General features: G+C 64.2%; 11 protein-coding genes. 5 read left to right on the forward strand and 6 right to left on the reverse strand.

From position 1 onward, the window contains the following. The first annotated feature begins 167 nt into the window (after positions 1–167). The 5 genes from ACFPQ5_RS01650 (at position 168) to ACFPQ5_RS01670 (ending at position 6,128) form a co-directional block, all read left to right on the forward strand. Positions 168–1,040, forward strand: a complete 873-nt coding sequence (locus ACFPQ5_RS01650) for an alpha/beta hydrolase (RefSeq protein ID WP_379751264.1) — start codon at positions 168–170, stop codon at positions 1,038–1,040. Positions 1,041–1,427: 387 nt separating this feature from the next. Further along, the gene (locus ACFPQ5_RS01655; RefSeq protein WP_379751266.1) at positions 1,428–2,447 is read left to right on the forward strand and encodes a BMP family lipoprotein; all 1,020 of its coding nucleotides are present in this window, start codon (positions 1,428–1,430) and stop codon (positions 2,445–2,447) included. Positions 2,448–2,539: 92 nt separating this feature from the next. Beyond that, positions 2,540–4,069 carry an ABC transporter ATP-binding protein gene (locus ACFPQ5_RS01660; RefSeq protein WP_379751268.1) on the forward strand — a complete coding sequence of 510 codons (1,530 nt, stop codon included), beginning with the start codon at positions 2,540–2,542 and terminating at the stop codon, positions 4,067–4,069. 5 nt (positions 4,070–4,074) lie between these two features. Next, positions 4,075–5,160 carry an ABC transporter permease gene (locus ACFPQ5_RS01665; RefSeq protein WP_379751618.1) on the forward strand — a complete coding sequence of 362 codons (1,086 nt, stop codon included), beginning with the start codon at positions 4,075–4,077 and terminating at the stop codon, positions 5,158–5,160. A 2-nt stretch (positions 5,161–5,162) separates the two neighbouring features. Beyond that, positions 5,163–6,128 (forward strand): ABC transporter permease, encoded by a 966-nt coding sequence (locus tag ACFPQ5_RS01670; protein ID WP_379751270.1) that lies wholly within the window; start codon positions 5,163–5,165, stop codon positions 6,126–6,128. A 93-nt stretch (positions 6,129–6,221) separates the two neighbouring features. Here ACFPQ5_RS01670 and ACFPQ5_RS01675 read toward each other — a convergent pair whose 3' ends face one another. From ACFPQ5_RS01675 to ACFPQ5_RS01700, 6 genes are all read right to left on the reverse strand, one after another. Further along, a complete protein-coding gene (locus ACFPQ5_RS01675) occupies positions 6,222–7,601 on the reverse strand; it encodes a hypothetical protein (protein ID WP_379751272.1) in 1,380 nt (459 codons plus the stop codon). A 90-nt stretch (positions 7,602–7,691) separates the two neighbouring features. Beyond that, positions 7,692–8,531 carry a MipA/OmpV family protein gene (locus tag ACFPQ5_RS01680; protein WP_379751274.1) on the reverse strand — a complete coding sequence of 280 codons (840 nt, stop codon included), beginning with the start codon at positions 8,529–8,531 and terminating at the stop codon, positions 7,692–7,694. A gap of 139 nt (positions 8,532–8,670) precedes the next feature. Further along, positions 8,671–9,723: a S1/P1 nuclease gene (locus ACFPQ5_RS01685; protein WP_379751276.1), complete on the reverse strand. Its 1,053-nt coding sequence runs from the start codon at positions 9,721–9,723 to the stop codon at positions 8,671–8,673. Positions 9,724–9,748: 25 nt separating this feature from the next. Then, positions 9,749–11,455, reverse strand: coding sequence for a bifunctional metallophosphatase/5'-nucleotidase (locus ACFPQ5_RS01690; protein ID WP_379751279.1), 1,707 nt, complete (start codon positions 11,453–11,455; stop codon positions 9,749–9,751). Between the two features lie 173 nt (positions 11,456–11,628). After that, positions 11,629–15,084: a TonB-dependent receptor gene (locus ACFPQ5_RS01695; RefSeq protein ID WP_379751281.1), complete on the reverse strand. Its 3,456-nt coding sequence runs from the start codon at positions 15,082–15,084 to the stop codon at positions 11,629–11,631. 528 nt (positions 15,085–15,612) lie between these two features. After that, entirely contained in the window at positions 15,613–17,127 is a 1,515-nt protein-coding gene (locus ACFPQ5_RS01700; RefSeq protein ID WP_379751283.1) for an adenosine deaminase family protein, read from the reverse strand. Positions 17,128–17,244 lie beyond the last annotated feature (117 nt).

Below are 17,244 nucleotides of genomic sequence, written 5' to 3' on the forward strand. Positions count from 1 at the left end.
AGCTGGGGCGGCCCACGCATGCCGCCGGTATTGCGGCCGGCCGTCTTCACGGGCGCAAAGATGTTCCTGTAGCGAAAAACATACTCTCCCGCCGGCCATTCAATATGCTGCGGTGCATTGCGACTTGGCGCACAGAACATTTTCTACCGACGAGGTAGACTGTCTCCATGAACACATCGAGCAAAAAAGTGGCGGCAGGGATGGCGGGCTTCGCCAGCGTGTTGTGGCTGGGCCTGACGGCCGCCGTCGCAGCCAACCAGCGCCGGCTGGTGTTCAATCCGACCATCATCCCCGAAGTCAACAGCCCGCGCAGCAGCGGCCACCGTACCCGGCCGATCGTGCTGCGCGCGAAAGACGGCACCCGCCTGTGCGGCTGGCTGATGACGCCGCGCACGCCGGGTCCCCGCCCTGCCGTGCTCTACTTCGGCGGACGCTCCGAAGAGGTGTCCTGGGTCGTGCGCGATGCCGGCAACCTGTTCCCGAACATGACGGTGCTGGCCCTGAACTACCGCGGCTACGGCAATTCCCACGGCATTCCCGACGAAACCCTGCTGGTCGAGGACGGCTGCACGCTGTTCGACTGGCTGGCCGCTCTCGGCCAGGTCGACGCGCGCCGCATCGCGGTGGTCGGGCGCAGCCTCGGTTCCGGCGTGGCCGTGCAGGTCGCGAAGGAACGGGCCGCGCACTCGGTGGTCCTGATCACGCCCTACGATTCGATCCTGGCGATCGCCAAGAAAAAATTCCGCGCGATGCCTATCGAGTACATGCTGCGCCACCGCTTCGAGTCGATCAAGCACGCGCCTTCGCTGAAGGTGCCGACCTACGTCCTGCGCGCCGAGAGCGACGACATCGTGCCGCACTCGCATACCGACCAGCTGTGCGAAAAGCTGGCCAACCTGATCCTGGACGACATCGTGCCCGGCTCCGACCACATGAATATCCCCTACCTGGAAGCGACGCAGAGCCGCATCGCCGGTTTCCTGACCCAGCGCTTCAGCGCGCCTCTCGAGACGCCCGAGCTCATCCAAACTGTGGCTTGATGGAAAAAATGCCGAATGTTGTCGGCATTTATATTTCCATCGAATAAATTGCCAAGTAAAATCGTATTTGCCTTGCATCGGCGGACTGATGCATATTTGACAGGTTGAGCTGCAGGATTCCGATATCGGATGACGCGGCGCATGGCCGGCCCTCCCCCAGGACAAACACGCTGTTGTGATGACGCGACATTCGCGCCTTCAGCTGTCTTGAGGAAAGGTTCCGATACAAATCGTAACCCCATGAAACGTCCGGGGCTGACACAATCCGCACGGTTCCACCGCCGCGCCCGCAGGAAATGCGGCCACGCGCCGAGCCTTGCCTCTAGGTCATCCCTCCCAACGCAGCCGTTGCGCCGGGTACAATATCGACATTCCAGGAGCTCATTCATGAAATTCAAGCAACTCAGCACGACGATTGCGGCATTGTTCATCGCCGGCAGCGCCATGGCGGCTGCCCCGGCGGGCGCACAGACAGGTGCACCTAAGCTGGGCATCGTCTACGATGCCGGCGGCAAGTTCGACAAGTCGTTCAACCAGTCCGCTTTCGAAGGCGCCGAGCGCTTCAAGAAAGAAACGAACATCCCCTACATCGAAGTCCAGGCCAACAGCGATACCCAGGCCGAGCAGGTGATGCGCGGCCTCGCGCGCAAGAAGCTCGACATGATCGCCGCCATCGGCTTCTCCCAGACCCAGGCCGTGGCCAAGGTCGCCAAGGAATTCCCGAAAGTGAAATTCGTCCTGATCGACTCGATCGCGCCGGGCGCGAACGTGAACTCGATCATGTTCAAGGAACAGGAAGGCTCGTATCTGGTCGGCGTCGCCGCCGCGATGGCCTCCAAGTCCAAGAAGATCGGCTTCGTCGGCGGCATGGACATTCCGCTGATCCGCGCCTTTGCCTGCGGCTACAGCCAGGGCGCCAAGGCGCAATTGCCGAAGATCGAGATCATGTCGAACATGGTCGGCACCACCAGCGCAGCCTGGAACGACCCGGCCAAGGGCGGCGAGCTGGCACGCCAGCAATTCGACCGCGGCGCCGACGTCGTCTTCGCCGTGGCCGGCGGTTCGGGCATGGGCGCACTGCAGATGGCCAAGGAAAAGGGCAAGCTGGCGATCGGCGTCGATTCGAACCAGAACTACCTGCATCCGGGTTCGATGCTGACCTCGATGGTCAAGCGCGTCGACGTCGCGATCTACGACTCGTTCATGCAAGTCAAGAACAACACCTGGAAAGCCGGCACGACCTATAAAGGTCTGAAGGAAGGCGGCGTCGACTGGGTGCTGGACAAGGACAACCGCAAGGTCGTCTCGCCGGAAATCGAAAAGCGCGTCAATGGCGTGAAGGCCGACATCATCAACGGCAAGATCAAGGTCATCGACTACCGCGCCGCAGGCAGCTGCCCGGTTTAAATTTTTTTAGTTTCACAAGAGGCGCGCCGCACCGGGTTTCCGGTCCGGCGCGCTTTTGAATACAAGCATCCACATTTTTACTACTGATCGCTATGCAGCCAGCCGTAGAATTTCGCAACATAAGCAAGGCCTTCGGGCCGGTGCAAGCGAACGCTGACGTCAGCTTCACGATCGCCAAGGGTTCCATCCATGGCGTCATCGGGGAGAACGGCGCCGGCAAATCCACCCTCATGAGCATCCTGTACGGCTACTACCACGCCGACAGCGGGCAACTCCTGATCGACGGCCAGGCGCGGAATATCCGCAACAGCCAGGAAGCCATCGATCTCGGCATCGGCATGGTGCACCAGCACTTCATGCTGGTCGAGAACATGACCGTGCTCGACAACGTGATGCTCGGCGCCGAGGGCGGCTTCAAACTGGCTGCCAAGCGCAAGGAAGTCGAAAACAAGCTGCGCGAGATCTGCACCCGCTACCGCCTCGACGTCGATCCGCTCGCGACCATCCACGATTTATCCGTGGGCGCCCAGCAGCGCGTCGAGATCCTGAAGCAGATCTACCGCAGCGCCGAAATCCTGATCCTGGACGAGCCGACCGCCGTCCTGACCGCCCAGGAAACCGCGTCCCTGTTCGAGATCCTGCGTCTGTTCAAGGACCAGGGCAAGACCATCATCCTGATCACCCATAAACTGCAGGAGATCATGGACATCACCGACCAGGTGACGGTGCTGCGCGCCGGCCGCGTGTCGGGTGCGGTCGCGACAAGCGAGACCTCGAAAGAGCAGCTGGCCAACATGATGGTGGGCCGCCCGATCGAGGGCAACCTGCCGCGCAAGCCTTTCAATCCAGGCGCGCCGGTGCTGAACGTGAAGAACCTGCAGCTCAAGGATGCCAACGGCGTCCAGCTGCTGGCCGACATCGACCTGAACGTGCGCGCGGGCGAGATCGTGGCGATTGCCGGCGTCTCGGGCAACGGCCAGAGCGAGCTGATGGAAATCCTGGCGGGCATGCGCCTGCCGACGTCCGGCCAGGTCGAGTTGGAAGGCAAGCCCCTCCCCTTCGGGCGCCGCGCGAACGCCGACGGCCTGCCCGCCACCTTCCGCGAGCTCGGCATCGGCCACGTGCCGGAAGACCGCCTGCGCGACGGCGTGATCAAGGATTTCTCGGTGATGCAGAACACCGTGTTCGGCTACCAGGACCGTGTGAAAAACCGCTGGGGCCTGTTCGACTTCGACGCCATCGCCAAGCGCTGCGCCCACCTGCTGCAGGCCTTCGACGTGCGTCCGAACAATCCGGACCTGCGCATCGGCCTGCTCTCGGGCGGTAACCAGCAGAAGGTCGTCATCGCGCGCGAAGTCTCGGCGCAACCGAAGCTGATGCTGGTCGGCCAGCCGACCCGCGGCGTCGACATCGGCACCATCGAATCGATCCACACCCAGCTGCTGCGCCTGCGCGACGAAGGCGTGGCGATCCTGCTGGTCTCCGTGGAACTCGAGGAAGTGCGCGCCCTGGCCGACCGTATCGTCGTCATGTCGGGCGGCCGCGTCACCGGCGAACTGAATATCGACGAATTCGACACCACCCGCATCGGCCTCCTGATGGGCGGGATGCACAAGTCATGAAACAGATGAAAACCACCGAACTGCCACGCTGGGCGACAGGCTTCGTCCTGCCGCTCCTGAACCTGCTGTCGGCGCTGCTGGTCGCCGCGCTCGTCATCCACCTGCTGGGCGAAAGCCCGGTCGAGTCGATGCAGATCCTGATCAACTCCGCGATCGTCAATCCGGAAGGCCTGGCCTATACGCTGTTCTACGCCAGCACCTTTATCTTCACCGGTCTTGCCGTGTCGATCGCCATGAAGGCGGGCCTGTTCAACATCGGCGCCGAGGGCCAGATGTACTTCGGCGGCCTGGGTCTCACGCTCGTCGTCCTCGCCTTCGATGCGAGCCTGTCGCCCTGGCTGCTGATCCCGCTGGCGATGCTCGGCAGCGCCCTGTTCGGCGCCCTGTGGGCCTTCCTGCCGGGCTACCTGCAGGCCAAGCGCGGCAGCCACGTGGTGGTCACGACCATCATGTTCAACTTCATCGCCGCCAGCCTGATGAACTTCATCATCGTGAAGTACCTGATTCCCGAAGGCGAACAGAATCCGGCGAGCCGCGTGTTCGCCGAGTCGGCCGCGCTGCCCACCCTGAACACCTGGTTCCCCTTCTTCGGCGACACCCCGCTGAACATCGGTTTCCCGATCGCGATCGTGGCCCTCGTCATCTACGGCGTGATGGTTTCGCGTTCGAGCTGGGGCTACCAATTGCGCGCCACCGGCCTGAACCAGCACGCGGCCCACTACGCCGGCGTGCGCATCAGCCGCATGATCATCGTCGCGATGCTGATCTCGGGCGCCCTGGCCGGCCTCGCCGCCCTCAACTCGGTGATGGGTTCGACCCACTACCTGAGCCTGAACTTCCCGGCCGGCGCCGGTTTCGTCGGCATCGCGATCGCCCTGATGGGCCGCCAGCACCCGGTCGGCATCTTCCTGTCGGCGGTGCTGTTCGGCGCGCTGATCCAGGGCGGTTTCGACCTGTCGCTGGAAAAACCGAACATCCCGGTCGAGACCTTCGTTTTCATCCAGGGCCTGATCATCCTGTTCTGCGGCGCGATGGAGAATTTCTACGCACCGGCCGTCCTGAAACTGATCAACGCAACACGCAAGGGTTAATCATGGAAGGCTTTGACATCCTCAATATCGTCGTCTCGACGGTCCGCAACGCACCGGTGCTGATGTTCGCCGCACTGGCCGGCCTGTTCGCCGAACGCAGCGGCGTCGTCGACATCGGCCTCGAGGGCAAGATCCTCGCCTCGGCCTTCGTCTCGGCCGCCGTCGGCTACACGACCCAGAACCCGTGGCTCGGCATCGCCGCCGGCATCGCCGTCTCGGTGGCCCTCGCCATGGTGCAGGCCTTCGTATCGATCACCCAGAAGGGCAACCAGCTCGTCGCCGGCATCGCGATCAACATCGCCATGAGCGGCCTGACCTTCGTGGTCGCCCAGTACATCTTCCAGCAGGGCGGCCGCACGCCGGACCTGGGCGCGGCGCGCCTGTCCAACGTGGTGCTGCCGGGCGCGGAAGCCCTGGCCGGCGTCCCGGTGCTGGGCTGGATCTGGAACAGCCTGCTCGGCGGCCACTCGCCGCTGGTCTACCTCGCCTTCATCCTGCTGCCGATCGTGCACTGGGTCGTGTACCACAGCCGCTTCGGCCTGCGCCTGCGCGCCTGCGGCGAGAACCCGCACGCGGCCGATGCCGCCGGCGTGTCGGTCGAACGCACGCGCTACCTGGCGATGCTGGTCGCCGGCGTGCTGTGCTCGTTCTCGGGCGCCTACCTGTCGATCGTCCAGAGCGGCTTCTTCCTGCGCGACATGTCGGCCGGCGCCGGCTACCTGGCCCTGACCGCCCTCGTGTTCGGCAACTGGCGCCCACTGCAGACGGTGCTCGGCTGCCTGATGTTCGGCTTCTTCTCGGCCGTGCAGATCCAGATCGAAGGCGTCGACCTGCCGGTCGTGGGCCGCATTCCGGGTTCGCTGATCCAGATGATCCCGTACGTCGTGACCGTGATCGTGCTGGCCGGTTTGATGGCGAAGTCGGTGGCGCCGAAGGCGATCGGCAAGCCGTTCGTGAAGTCGCGCTGATCGGCGCTTCACATTGAAACAAGGGCGGCCTGCAGGCCGCCCTTTTTTTGTCCGGACAGGATGGTGGGCCCGGGGCGCCCACCCTACGGCCATTCACTCCCGCTGCACCGCCACCCCACCCGCATCCAGCTTTTGCAGCGCATGCTTCTTGCCGCTCTTCGCCTCGTGCCAGGCCGGCAGCACGCGGAAGGTCAAGGCCAGGTCGTAGTCGCCGGCCATGCTGCCCGTATCCATCGCCACGTCGCCCGCCCGGTTCTGGAACCAGCGCAGCCATTCGTTCGAGCCCGGCGCGGGCGAATTCATGTAGGGCGCACCGGCCTTGGCGTCGCCGGGAACCAGGGGCATCATGAACGAGGCCATGCCTTTCGCCGGATTGGCCGCATTCCACTGCGAGGCGCCATGGCAGCTGAGGCAGGACGAATTGCCGGCGCGCCGCAACAGCACGCGCTGGCCGCCCCTGGCCACATCGGCCACCGAGATGTCGTTTACGCCATGGTCGTTCGGCCCCGACAGGCGCCCTCCCCAACCCAGGGTCTCGGTCGCATACAGGGGCGCCGACGGATTGATCCAGGTTTCCTGCAACGGCGCGCCCGGGTTGGCGGCGCTGTCCACGCGCGGATCGTTGCCCCACTGCGCGCCCAGCGGCACCATCTGGTCCCACACGCCGCGGCTGCCCGGACGCGTGTTGCGGTCGTAGACCAGGGTCGCGAACACCCAGCCAGTCTGCGGCGCCGACTGCGTATCCTTGACCACGATATCGACCTGCATCAGCCAGGCCTTGCCCAGCGTGGGCCGCTCGAACTGGCCGGTGGTGGCGTTCGCCGTCATCATCATCGGCCAGGACAGCGCGCCGCGCATCGCCGGCCATTCGGCGGGACCGGCCGTCGTGAAGGCGAGTTTCACCGTGACCGAACCCTCGGCGTACTGGGTCGCGCCGCCGTTCAGCTGCGGGTTGTGCGGATCGCGCCAGATCGCGCCCAGGGTCTGGGCGCCAATGCGGTTGTAATAGGTGATCACATAGGTCGTGAACGGTTTGGTGAGGCCGCTCTTCGGGAACAGGTCGTCGTCGACGCGCTCCAGTCCGACCAGCATGCCGTGGACCGCCTCGCGCTGCGCGCCCAGCCAGGGATCGTTGTACCAGCCGCGCCGGCCGGCATCCCAATCGCCCTCGTCCAGCAGCAGCGCCACCATGTCGCGCGCGACCGCATCCTTCAGCGCCTGGGTGTAGGCGGCCGCGTTGCTCGTGCCGATAGGCGCATTGTTGATGGCGGTGCGCCAGGGCATGTGCGGCGCCGGCAGGCCGGACGGGTAGTCATGGCTGAGCTTGAACAGCGGCCCGGCATGGTCGGAGCGTGCCGGGAGACGGCCGTTATGGTCGAGCCAGGGGTCGGGCGTGGCGGCCGTTGCCGGCAGCGCCAGCAGGACGCCGACCACGGACAGGCAGTAGCAGAAATACAAGGTTCGAATGCGCATGTTCGTTTCCTGAACGGAAGTGAAAACAGCTCATTCTTTACTCCTGCTCGTCGCGCGGATTGCGAAGGAACAAGGTCCGTCGAGAACGTATCAGTCGCTCGCCAGCGCCGCCGAACGCTTGATCGTCCACGACAGACCAAACCCGGCAGACACCCCGTTGTCGCGCAAATGCAGCGGACTGTTGTGGTTCTTGCCGACCCCATAATTCTCCGCACGCAGGAAGGCATAGGCGCGCAGGTCCGGGTTGATCACGCGCGCGGCGAAGACGCCGGCGCGCACCAGGATCAGGCCGGCGTCGGCGCTGTAGGCGGCGCGGGTCGCGGTCGCGTATTCCGGCCGCACTTCGTAGAAATAGCGGTTGATCTTGCCGTCGCCGACGACGGCGGCCAGCTGGGTGTCGAACAGCCACTTGCCGTCCGCGCTGCGCCGTTCGTAGACCAGGCGCGGCTCGAAGGTATAGCCCTGGTGGCGCAGGCCGCTGCGCACTTCCATCACCGCGCGCAGCGGCAGCTCGGCGCGCAGGCCGCTACGGGCGTCGAAGCGCGCCAGGCGCAATTTGAGGCGCGGACCGAATTCGGCCAGCGCGCCCAGGTCGGGCATGCCGGCGCGCGCTTCGACGTCGTCAGACCGGGCCGGCAACGAGGCCGCCAGGCCGATGTCGAATTCCGCCCGTTCGCTCTTGAACAGGCGCGCGCCGATGCCGCCCTGGTCGGAGCGGAACACCTTGCCGCGGTAGATGATGAGGGGCAGCACCAGGCCGCGCGTTTCGCGATCGTCGGCGCCCGGATACGAAGGCGTGGTGACGGCGCCGCCCGCCAGGCCCAGTTCCCACAGCGGCTGACCCGGACGCGATTCGGGGATGGCATCCTGCTGGGCGTGGGCGGCGGTCGCGGCCAGACAGAGGCCGGCACAGGCAAGGAGGCGATTCATGCGGTATCCGTTCAAAGGGCGCGGCGCGCCGGAACCGCCATTCTAGCCGCGGCCGCGCCAGCCCAGCCGCACGGCATGTCGAATAAACAAAAAGGCCGCAGGCGTTGCCGCCGCGGCCTCAATCGACAATAAAAATTGCTTAGCCGTAGATCGCCTTGAGCACCTCGGCCAGCTTGTAGCCGCCCTTGATCAGCTGTTCCTTGGCGATCTGCGAGCTCGGCACCGGATAGTTGTTCGGCACTTCCAGCGCGAAGGTGTAATAGGTGTCGCCCTTCTTGCTGGTTTGCGGCGTGATCTTGCCCGGCACCACGTCGGCGTAAGCGAACTTCGACACCACCAGCGCGTCGTCCGCCCACTGGTACGGCCAGGTCGCCACGTCGCCGGTGTTCGCCTTGATGGCCGGCTTGCTGTCGATTGCAAACTGGGCGAACTGCGCCGGGGTTTTCGTCTGCACGCGGCGGAAGGCGTAGTCCACCGTGGTGCTGTCCCAGTACGAGTGGAAGGGTTTCGTCAGCGCCTTCGGCACGCCTTCCTTGATTGGCTTCGGTTCGCCCGGCGGGATCAGGTTGGCGCTCAGCTGGCTCAGCTTTTCGTCGTCCAGCAGCAGGTTGTTGCCGCCGCGCGAATCGAAGATCGCCGCTTCGTCGACTTCCGCATGCGTCTTCGGCACCACGAACTTGCCGTCCTTGGAGACGAAGGCCGCGCCCACGTGCAGCGGCTGGTGGATGTCGCCGGTCATGTGGGTCAGCAGGATCAGGGCCTGGCGCTTGGTGAACTTGTGCGGGTTCAGGGCCGGATCGGTCTTGCCCTGCAGGACCGCGATGCACTGTTTCAAGGTCTGCACGATGTCGACTTCGCTGGTGCCGACGCCGTGGTCATGGTAGTGCTCGAGCTGGAACGGCACGTCGGTGTAGTGGTACTCGCTGTGCTTCGGATTGGCGGTGGTGTACTCGACCATTTCCGGCGACTGCGGGCCGCAATAGGTGCCCTTCACGCAGTCCGGCCAGTTGGCGATCGATTCGAGCGTCTCGCCCGGCAGCAGCAAGGCGGCGATCTGCTTCTGCGCATTCGTGCCCTTCAGCAGTTTGTCGGCGATGGCGCCGACCGCGCGGTGGCCGTCGCCGCCCCATGCGAGCGCGTCGACCGAGGTAAAGGCGCTGGCGAGCGCGAGGACACAAGCTAGTTTTTTCATGGATTCTCCGTGTTGGGCAGTACTGTTATTTGGACGCGGACACCTTGCCGATGCGCGCCGCAGGCGCCAGGCCGGCTTGCGCCCCGCCGGCACCCGGATTCTTTGCGATGTAGTCGCTCAGGGCATCGAGGTCGACGATCTGCGTATCGACACGGTTCGTGCCCTTGGCAAATTCCGGGAAGTTGTCGCCGCCTTCGGCCAGGAAGTTGTTGGCGACTACGCGATAGGTCTTGGCATCGTCCACCGGCGCGCCGTTGAACTTCAGGCTGCCCGGCACCACGCGCTGGCCGACCGGGCGCTGCTCGTCCCAGGTGTACGTGAGGCCTTGCGACACTTGCAGGATGGTGGCGCCCGAGGCGCTCGGACGCTGCCACTGCTGCTCCAGCAGGCGGCGCAATTGCGCGCCGGTCAGGTCCAGCACGACCAGGGTATTCCCGAACGGCAGCACCGCCTGGGCATGGCCGAAGTTGGTGGTCAGCGCGGCGTCGGAGGTTTCCAGGTCCTTGCGGATGCCGCCATTGTTCATGAAGCCGATCTGGGCGCCCTGCGCACGAGTCGCGGCGAGTACCGCGTCGGCGATCAGGTTGCCCAGCGGCGCTTCGCCGGCCTCGTTGGCCTTGCGCGCCACCGTGGCCGTGCCGAGCTTGCCGAGCGGACGCGCCAGCGCCGCGCGGCTGCGTTCCTTCACGCCGGCCAGGTAGGCGGCCACTTGCGGATCGGCCGGGAACTTGGCCGGATCCATGACGACGTTCTTGACGTCGATGTCGGCAATCGCGCCGCTGGCCGCGTCCACCTTCAATGCAATGCGCGACAGCAGGTGCCCCGCCGCATCGGCCTGGGTCACGATGCGGCCATCGACCGTGCACAGGTAGCCCTGGTGCGAGTGGCCGGTGATCACCAGGCGGATCGCCGGATCGAGTTTTTTCACGATGTCGACCACGCCGCCGGTCAGGCCCTTGCAGCCCGGCTGGTCCGGCGATTCGTCGGTGCGGCCGCCCTCATGGATCAGGGCGATGAACACCTTGGCGCCGTCCGCGCGCATCTGCGGCAGCGTCTTGTTGATGGCTTCGGCTTCGTCGATGAAGTCCAGGCCGGCGATCGCCGAGGCCACCGCCACCGAGGCGGTGCCTTGCAGCACGGCGCCGGCCACGCCGACTTTCACGCCCTTCACGCTTTCCACGCGATAGGCGGGCATGAAGGGTTTGCCGGTCGCGCTGTCGAGCACGTTCGCGGCGAGGTAGGTGAAGCGCGCGCCGCGGTAGTCCGGGCTCAGGCGGCAGGCCTTGCCGGGACGCGGCGAATCGCAGCCGCCGGCCTGCTGGCGCAGCAGCTCCTTGCGGCCCTGGTCGAATTCGTGGTTGCCGACCGAGGACAGGCGCAGGCCCAGCAGGTTCATCGCCTCGATGCTCGGCTCGTCGGCCCACATCGAGGACAGCGCCGGGCTGGCGCCGATCAGGTCGCCCGCGCCGATGAACAGCAGGTCCTTGTCTTCCTTGCGCCAGGCGGCCAGCGCGCCGCTCAAGGCTTCGATGCCGCCGGCGCGCAGGGTTTCGCTTTTGCCGGTGGCGGCGCTGGTATAGGTGTACTTGCTCGGCTCCAGATTACCGTGGAAGTCGTTGATGGCGACCAGGTTCAGGGTGACCGGACCGCGCGGGGTCGTGGTGCAGCCGGCAGCCAGCAGGGCCAGCGCCAGGAGAGACAATCGGGCGCACGCGCGCGGGGAAACGGTCATGACTTACCTTTACTGATAGAAAACGGGGACGGCCCCGCGTGGGCAAACGGAATTATTGCACGTAGGCCAGCGCGCGGCCATCTTTACAGGCGGGCTTTGCTACTACCCCGTCCATAAAAAAAGGCCGGTGTCGCCACCGGCCTTTCATCACCTTACAGGCAGGGAATCAAGTATTAGAACTCGTACTTGACGGTTGCCTGGATGGCCCACTGCGACTCGCCCTTGGCTTGACGCACGTTCAGGTCTTCCACGTTGTTACGCACAGCGTAGATGTACTTGCCCGATGCATCCAGGCCAGCGTAGTCGACGAAGCTACGTGCTTGCGCACCGGCCGACTGGAAGCCGACTTCTTCGATACGGCCCCACTTCTTGTTCAGCAGGTTGCCGAAGTTCAGGATGTCGAGCGAGAAGCTGGCCTTGTGCTTGGCCATGAAGCCAGGCAGTTCCTGGGTGATCTTCACGTCGAAGCTGTTGGTCCACTTCGAGAAGGCGCTGTTACGCTCGACCACGCCACCCTTTGCCTTGCTCAGGGCCTTGTTCGAGTCGACGATTTCCCAGAACTTGGTCTCGTTAGCCTTGTTGGCCGCGGTGTCGCCGAAGAACACGACTTCGCCCGAACCGAAGGCCGTCGGGATGTACATCAGGTCGTTGCCTGCCAGGCCGTCGCCGTTCAGGTCGTTGTTGATGGTCCAGCTGTACGGCTTGCCCGAACGGCCTTCATAGAAGACGCCCAGACGGGTGCGGTAGTTGCCGAAGAAGCGCTTCTCCCACGACATGCGGGCATTGATACGGTCCTTCACCAGGTACGAAGAGTTGGCGGCAACTTCTTCGTTCGGGTTGAAGACCGAGCGGCCCGACCAGTTCGAGTTCGAGGTCGACGAGGTCAGCGGCGAGACTTCGGTCGCGTTGGTGTGCGAGTAAGCCACCGACCAGCCGAAGCCCTGGCGGGTCGGGCTCGTCAGCGAGATGGTCGCGACCTGGGCGTCGCCCTTGTCGGTGCCCTTGGCCAGCAGCACGTTGCCGTAGTTCAGGTTCGAACGGGCCTTGGCAGTCGCCTGGCAGGCGGTGTTAATGGCGATCGCGTTGTTGCTGAACGTGTAGCACTGCTGGAAAGCGCCGGCTGCGTTACGGTTCAGACCGCCTGGGGCGTAATACAGCTCGCGGCCATCGGTACCGATCGCGGTCGGCGCGCCGATGTTCAGGTTCTGGTAGAAGATACCGTTCTTGTTCTGGGTAGCCAGCAGCTCGGCGCCGAACACCAGGCCGTACCATGGCAGTTCATGCTCGAATGCCAGGTTGGCTTTCCAGATCGACGGTTGCTTCAGGTCCGGCGACAGGATGTCGACGTTGGCGGCCGGGGTGGCGCCGGTGACCGTGCGCTGCGCATCCACGTCAGGCGTGAAGGTGCCGTCGGTGGTCGGGCAGCGGGTTGCGCCGGAGCCCGAGCAGGTGATGACGCGGGTAGCGACGCCCGGGTTCGAGAACGGGTTCGACATCCAGACGGTTGCCGCGGCGCCCTGGAACAGGCCGGCGCCACCGCGCAGCTGCATTGGACGGGCCGAATCGAACTTGTAGTTGAAGCCGACGCGCGGCTGCCACAGTTTCTGGCCGTCGAAGGTCTGGGTGTTGTCGTAGCCGTAGCCACCGGTCTGGCGGCCGAACGAGCCGGTACCGGCGATGGTCGGTGCGGCGACTGCGGTGTTCTGCAGCGGACGGTTGTCGACGTCGGTCAGGTCGACGCGCACGCCGGCGCTGACGGTCAGGTTCTTGTTGACGGTCCAGTTATCCTGCAGGAAGAAACCGGTATTCTTCATCGTGAACTGGGCGATCGCGTTGCTCAGCGAACCGCCGGCGACCGGCAGCTGCACGGTGTACGACGAAGGGCGGCCACGGGTGAAGTTCTCGTAGATCGCGGCTTCGATCTGGGCAGCGGTAACCGTGTTGCCTGCGCAGTTGAAGGTGCTGCCGGCGGCGACGCCCGGCACCGTGTTATAGGCGAAGTTGCTGTCGCACTGGAAGGTGTAGTTGCCGAACACGTTCTGCAGGAAGGCGTTGTACACCTCGTTCGAGGTGTAGTCGGCGCCGGCCTTGAACTCGTGGTCGCCCCACTTGTAGTTGGCGCCTGCGTACAGGTCCAGGGTCTTGGTGCCCAGCACGTTGTTGTGGCGGCTGTTTTCGGTACCGGTGTTCAGGAAGCGGGTGCCGGTGCGGGTGCCGCTCGGCGCGTCCGACGGCAGCGGGCCGCTGAACGAGAACGACATCGTCGGCAGACGAGCGTTATTGATCGGCACCGAGTCGTAGTCACGGGTCGAGGCGCGGAATTCGGTCGAGAAGTTCTCGGTCCAGTCCGAGAACACCTGGGCCACGGCCGTCTCGATGGTCTTGTCCTGGTTGTAGAACTGCGAGCTCAGGGACACGCCGGTCTGCGAGAAGCCCGGGAAGATCGGTTCGTTCTGCGAGGTCTTCGAGTAACGGAAGTTGGCGCGGTGGTCGTCGTTGATGTTCCAGTCGACCTTGAAGGTGCGCTCTTCGGTCTTCATCTTGGTGCCCTCGGGGATCGAGTTGCTGCCGAGGTCGAAGCCGTAGGTCTTGCTGGCGATGTCTTGCAGGCGCGCGATCTGGTTCGGGCTGATGCCGACGGTGGTGCCGGAACCCGAGCCGATGGCGTTGAATTCAGGACCGCTGCGGGTGCTTTCGTAGTTTTCCGCCAGGGCGAAGAAGAACAGCTTGTCCTGGATCAGCGGGCCGCTGACCCACAGGCCCTTGGTGTTGTCCTTGAACTCAGGCGCGTCGTTGTAGTTGCCGGTGGTCGCGTCGTAGCGCTTGCCGACCAGGCGGTCGTCGCGGGTGATGTAGTAGGCGCCGCCGTGGTACACGTTGGTACCCGACTTGGTGACGGCGTTGACGTTGGCGCCGGTGTAGCCGCGCTGGGTCACGTCGTAGTTGGCCACGTTCACCTGCACCGAGGCGATCGCTTCCATCGAGATCGGCTGGCGGGCGGTCGGGCTGCCGTTGGCTTCCAGGCCGAAGGTGTCGTTGATCGCGACGCCGTCGATGGTCATCGAGTTGTAGCGCGAGTTCTGGCCGGCCACCGACATCTCTCCGCGTTCCTTGTCGGTCTGCGACACGCGTGGGTCGATACGGGCGAAGTCCTGCAGGTTGCGGTTGATCGAAGCCTGGGTTTCCAGGTCGGCGCGGGTCAGCGTGGTGACCGAACCCATCGCGCTGTTCGAGAAGATTTCCGAACGGGCGCGGTTGCCGGTCACGGCGACGGTCTGCATCTGCTGGCCGAGGGTCGCGTCGACGGCGGCGGTTTCCGCCAGCTCGACGTACACGTTCTCGCGTTTTTCCGTGATGCCGTTCTTGGAGATAATGATCGTGTACGGACCGCCGACACGCAGGCCGCGTGCGACGTAACGGCCTTCAGCGTCGGTCACGACGTTGCTGACAGAGCCCGACTCCGTGTGCACGATCTGCACCTGGGCGCCTGCAGCCGGCGCACCATCCGCACCCGAAACACGGCCGCCGATGGCCGAGGTGGTGTTCTGTGCGAACGTCGGTGCTGCCGACAACGCAATCGACAATGCCAGCGCCAGCTTGGTCAGCCGGATCTGTTGTTGAGTGATCATTATTAAAACCCCAAAATAGACTTAATAGTTATTTGGGCGCCGGTGAGCGCCCCTCTTTACAAGTACTGCAAGCTTCGATGCTGCTAGCGCAGCGGCAACCAGCCGGCCCTCCAGAGGACCGAGCGATTGTAGACAGGAAATGTTTCAACTCCGTTACCACCGCTCTTGAAAAAACTTCAAGCATATTTATTAACAACAACAAATATGCATGACTGTCCTTGGCGAGACAAATACGTTTTTCGTTGGCGATTTATACCGCCCAGCTCTTAATCGCCCAAAAAACGTGCATATTGACGCCGCGCAGGGGTTTCCCCAAGCAAAATCACAAGGCGCGATTATACGGAAGGCATTCTTGGCTGAAATATTTTGATAAAACTTTTCTGCATTCGCCCCGGAGGCTGAGGCAATTTGTGGCGACTTGACCACAAACCTTATCTGGGCGCTAACATTTGTCTGTTTCATCATGGTGCACGGCATGGTGCACACGACAAAACGGCAGCCTTGCGCTGCCGTTCTTGAACACCTCGATTAGCGTTTCGACCGTCGTTCCGGCACAACGGTTTTTCCCATTTTTGCCACATCGGCTTCGAAAGCGGCGAAGCGCGCATCGAGCTGGCGCGTCAGGCGCGCTTTCTCGGCGGCCGGCAGGAAGGCGTAGCGGATGCTGTTGTACGAGGTCTTCTTCATTTCCGCATAGTCCGGCTTGTAGCGGCTTGCGAACAGCACGTATTCCTGCGACAGCGTGTGGCGCGTGACGCCGGCGTCGTCGGTCGAGATCACGTAGGGCACGCCGTACTTGCGGTACAGGGTGACCGGGTGGTTCTCGCCCTTGATGCCGCTGATAAAAGCGTTCGAGGTCAGGTTGATCTCGACCGGGATGTCCTTCTCGCGCATGGTGCGCAGGATGGCCCGGGCGTTCGCCTCGTGCGCCAGGTCGATGCCGTGGCCGATGCGGTCGGCGCCGGCCACCGTCAGGGCCTGGTCGATGTGGAACTTCAGGCCTTCAGGCGGCACCTCGCCCAGCGCCAGCTCGCCCGCATGCAGGGCGACCTTGACGTTCGGGTAGAGGGGTTTCAGGAAGCGGAACATCTTCATGTGCAGCGCGTAGTCGCGCATCGACACCATCGTGCTTTCCTGGCCGACGATGTTGACGCCGACCACCTTGCCGCCGCTCGACGCCGACTTGAAGGCGGCGACCATCGAGGAAAACACCTGCGACGGGTTCAGGAGGCGCAGCACATAGGTCTGGTAGCGCATCGTGAAGCGCTCGTCGTCGATGCCGGCGGCCGCTTCGTCGATCTTCGCCGTGAAGTCGGCGATGGATTTCGCAAAGGCCGGGTCGCGCTCGAGCGCTTCCATCGCGCGGCGCAGTTCGGCGTCCAGGCCGGCGTCGTCGTTCGCCAGCTGCCAGGCGCGCGCGTCGAATTCGGGGTTGGCGATGGCCGGGGCCATCTTGAACATGGTTTCGATGTAGCTGACGTTTTCCGCGATCGCGCGCTTTTTCAGCTCCTGCAGGCCTTCCTTGAAGTTCGCGTTCGAGACCGGGCCGAAGTAGCCGAAGGTCTGGAAGAACAGGCGGTCCGGCGGCGGGTTCAGGACGCCGTGGTTGTCGAAGTCCTTGTTCGACCAGCGCTGCACCAGCTCGCGCCAGGTGTAGTCGTCGGCATACACCTCGGCGCTGTTCAGGCAGTTGCGTTCCTTGGCCGGCTTGGCGCGTTCCTGCGCGATGACGGCTTTATCGGTCTCGATGCGGTAGCTCTGCTTGTTCACGCACAGGCCCTGGCGGTCGAGGAAGTCGAGGTATTGCTCGACATAGATCGCGCCCGAGTAATGGTGGTGCAGGTCGCCCCCCTTCGGCATCTGCGTGAAGAACATGGTCAGCTCGGCCAGCTTCGGATCCTGGCCGGCGACGAGCGCGGCGTAATGACGGCTGGTCGCCGCCTCGTTGGCCTGGCGCGATGCGGTGGCCGGCTCCTTGGCCATGGCGCCGCTTGGCGCGGCGACGGCCAGGGCGATCAGCAGGCGGCTGATGGTGTTCTGCATGACGGGTCTTTCTTGATGGGTTGACGTGGCCGCGCAACTTTAACGGCTTCGTGCAGTGTTGGCAACGTCGGGCCAACGGTATGCACAGATCCGCGCGGGCATGCCCGCCCTACGGTA

This window comes from Massilia suwonensis (assembly GCF_042655665.1).
Taxonomy (GTDB): domain Bacteria; phylum Pseudomonadota; class Gammaproteobacteria; order Burkholderiales; family Burkholderiaceae_D; genus Telluria; species Telluria suwonensis.

Coding starts and splice junctions, on each gene's coding strand:
- ACFPQ5_RS01665 (WP_379751618.1), top strand. CDS start 4,075: ATGAAAACCACCGAACTGCCACGCTGGGCGACAGGCTTCGTCCTGCCG.
- ACFPQ5_RS01675 (WP_379751272.1), bottom strand. CDS start 7,601: ATGCGCATTCGAACCTTGTATTTCTGCTACTGCCTGTCCGTGGTCGGC.
- ACFPQ5_RS01650 (WP_379751264.1), top strand. CDS start 168: ATGAACACATCGAGCAAAAAAGTGGCGGCAGGGATGGCGGGCTTCGCC.
- ACFPQ5_RS01685 (WP_379751276.1), bottom strand. CDS start 9,723: ATGAAAAAACTAGCTTGTGTCCTCGCGCTCGCCAGCGCCTTTACCTCG.
- ACFPQ5_RS01690 (WP_379751279.1), bottom strand. CDS start 11,455: ATGACCGTTTCCCCGCGCGCGTGCGCCCGATTGTCTCTCCTGGCGCTG.
- ACFPQ5_RS01700 (WP_379751283.1), bottom strand. CDS start 17,127: ATGCAGAACACCATCAGCCGCCTGCTGATCGCCCTGGCCGTCGCCGCG.
- ACFPQ5_RS01680 (WP_379751274.1), bottom strand. CDS start 8,531: ATGAATCGCCTCCTTGCCTGTGCCGGCCTCTGTCTGGCCGCGACCGCC.
- ACFPQ5_RS01670 (WP_379751270.1), top strand. CDS start 5,163: ATGGAAGGCTTTGACATCCTCAATATCGTCGTCTCGACGGTCCGCAAC.
- ACFPQ5_RS01660 (WP_379751268.1), top strand. CDS start 2,540: ATGCAGCCAGCCGTAGAATTTCGCAACATAAGCAAGGCCTTCGGGCCG.
- ACFPQ5_RS01655 (WP_379751266.1), top strand. CDS start 1,428: ATGAAATTCAAGCAACTCAGCACGACGATTGCGGCATTGTTCATCGCC.
- ACFPQ5_RS01695 (WP_379751281.1), bottom strand. CDS start 15,084: ATGATCACTCAACAACAGATCCGGCTGACCAAGCTGGCGCTGGCATTG.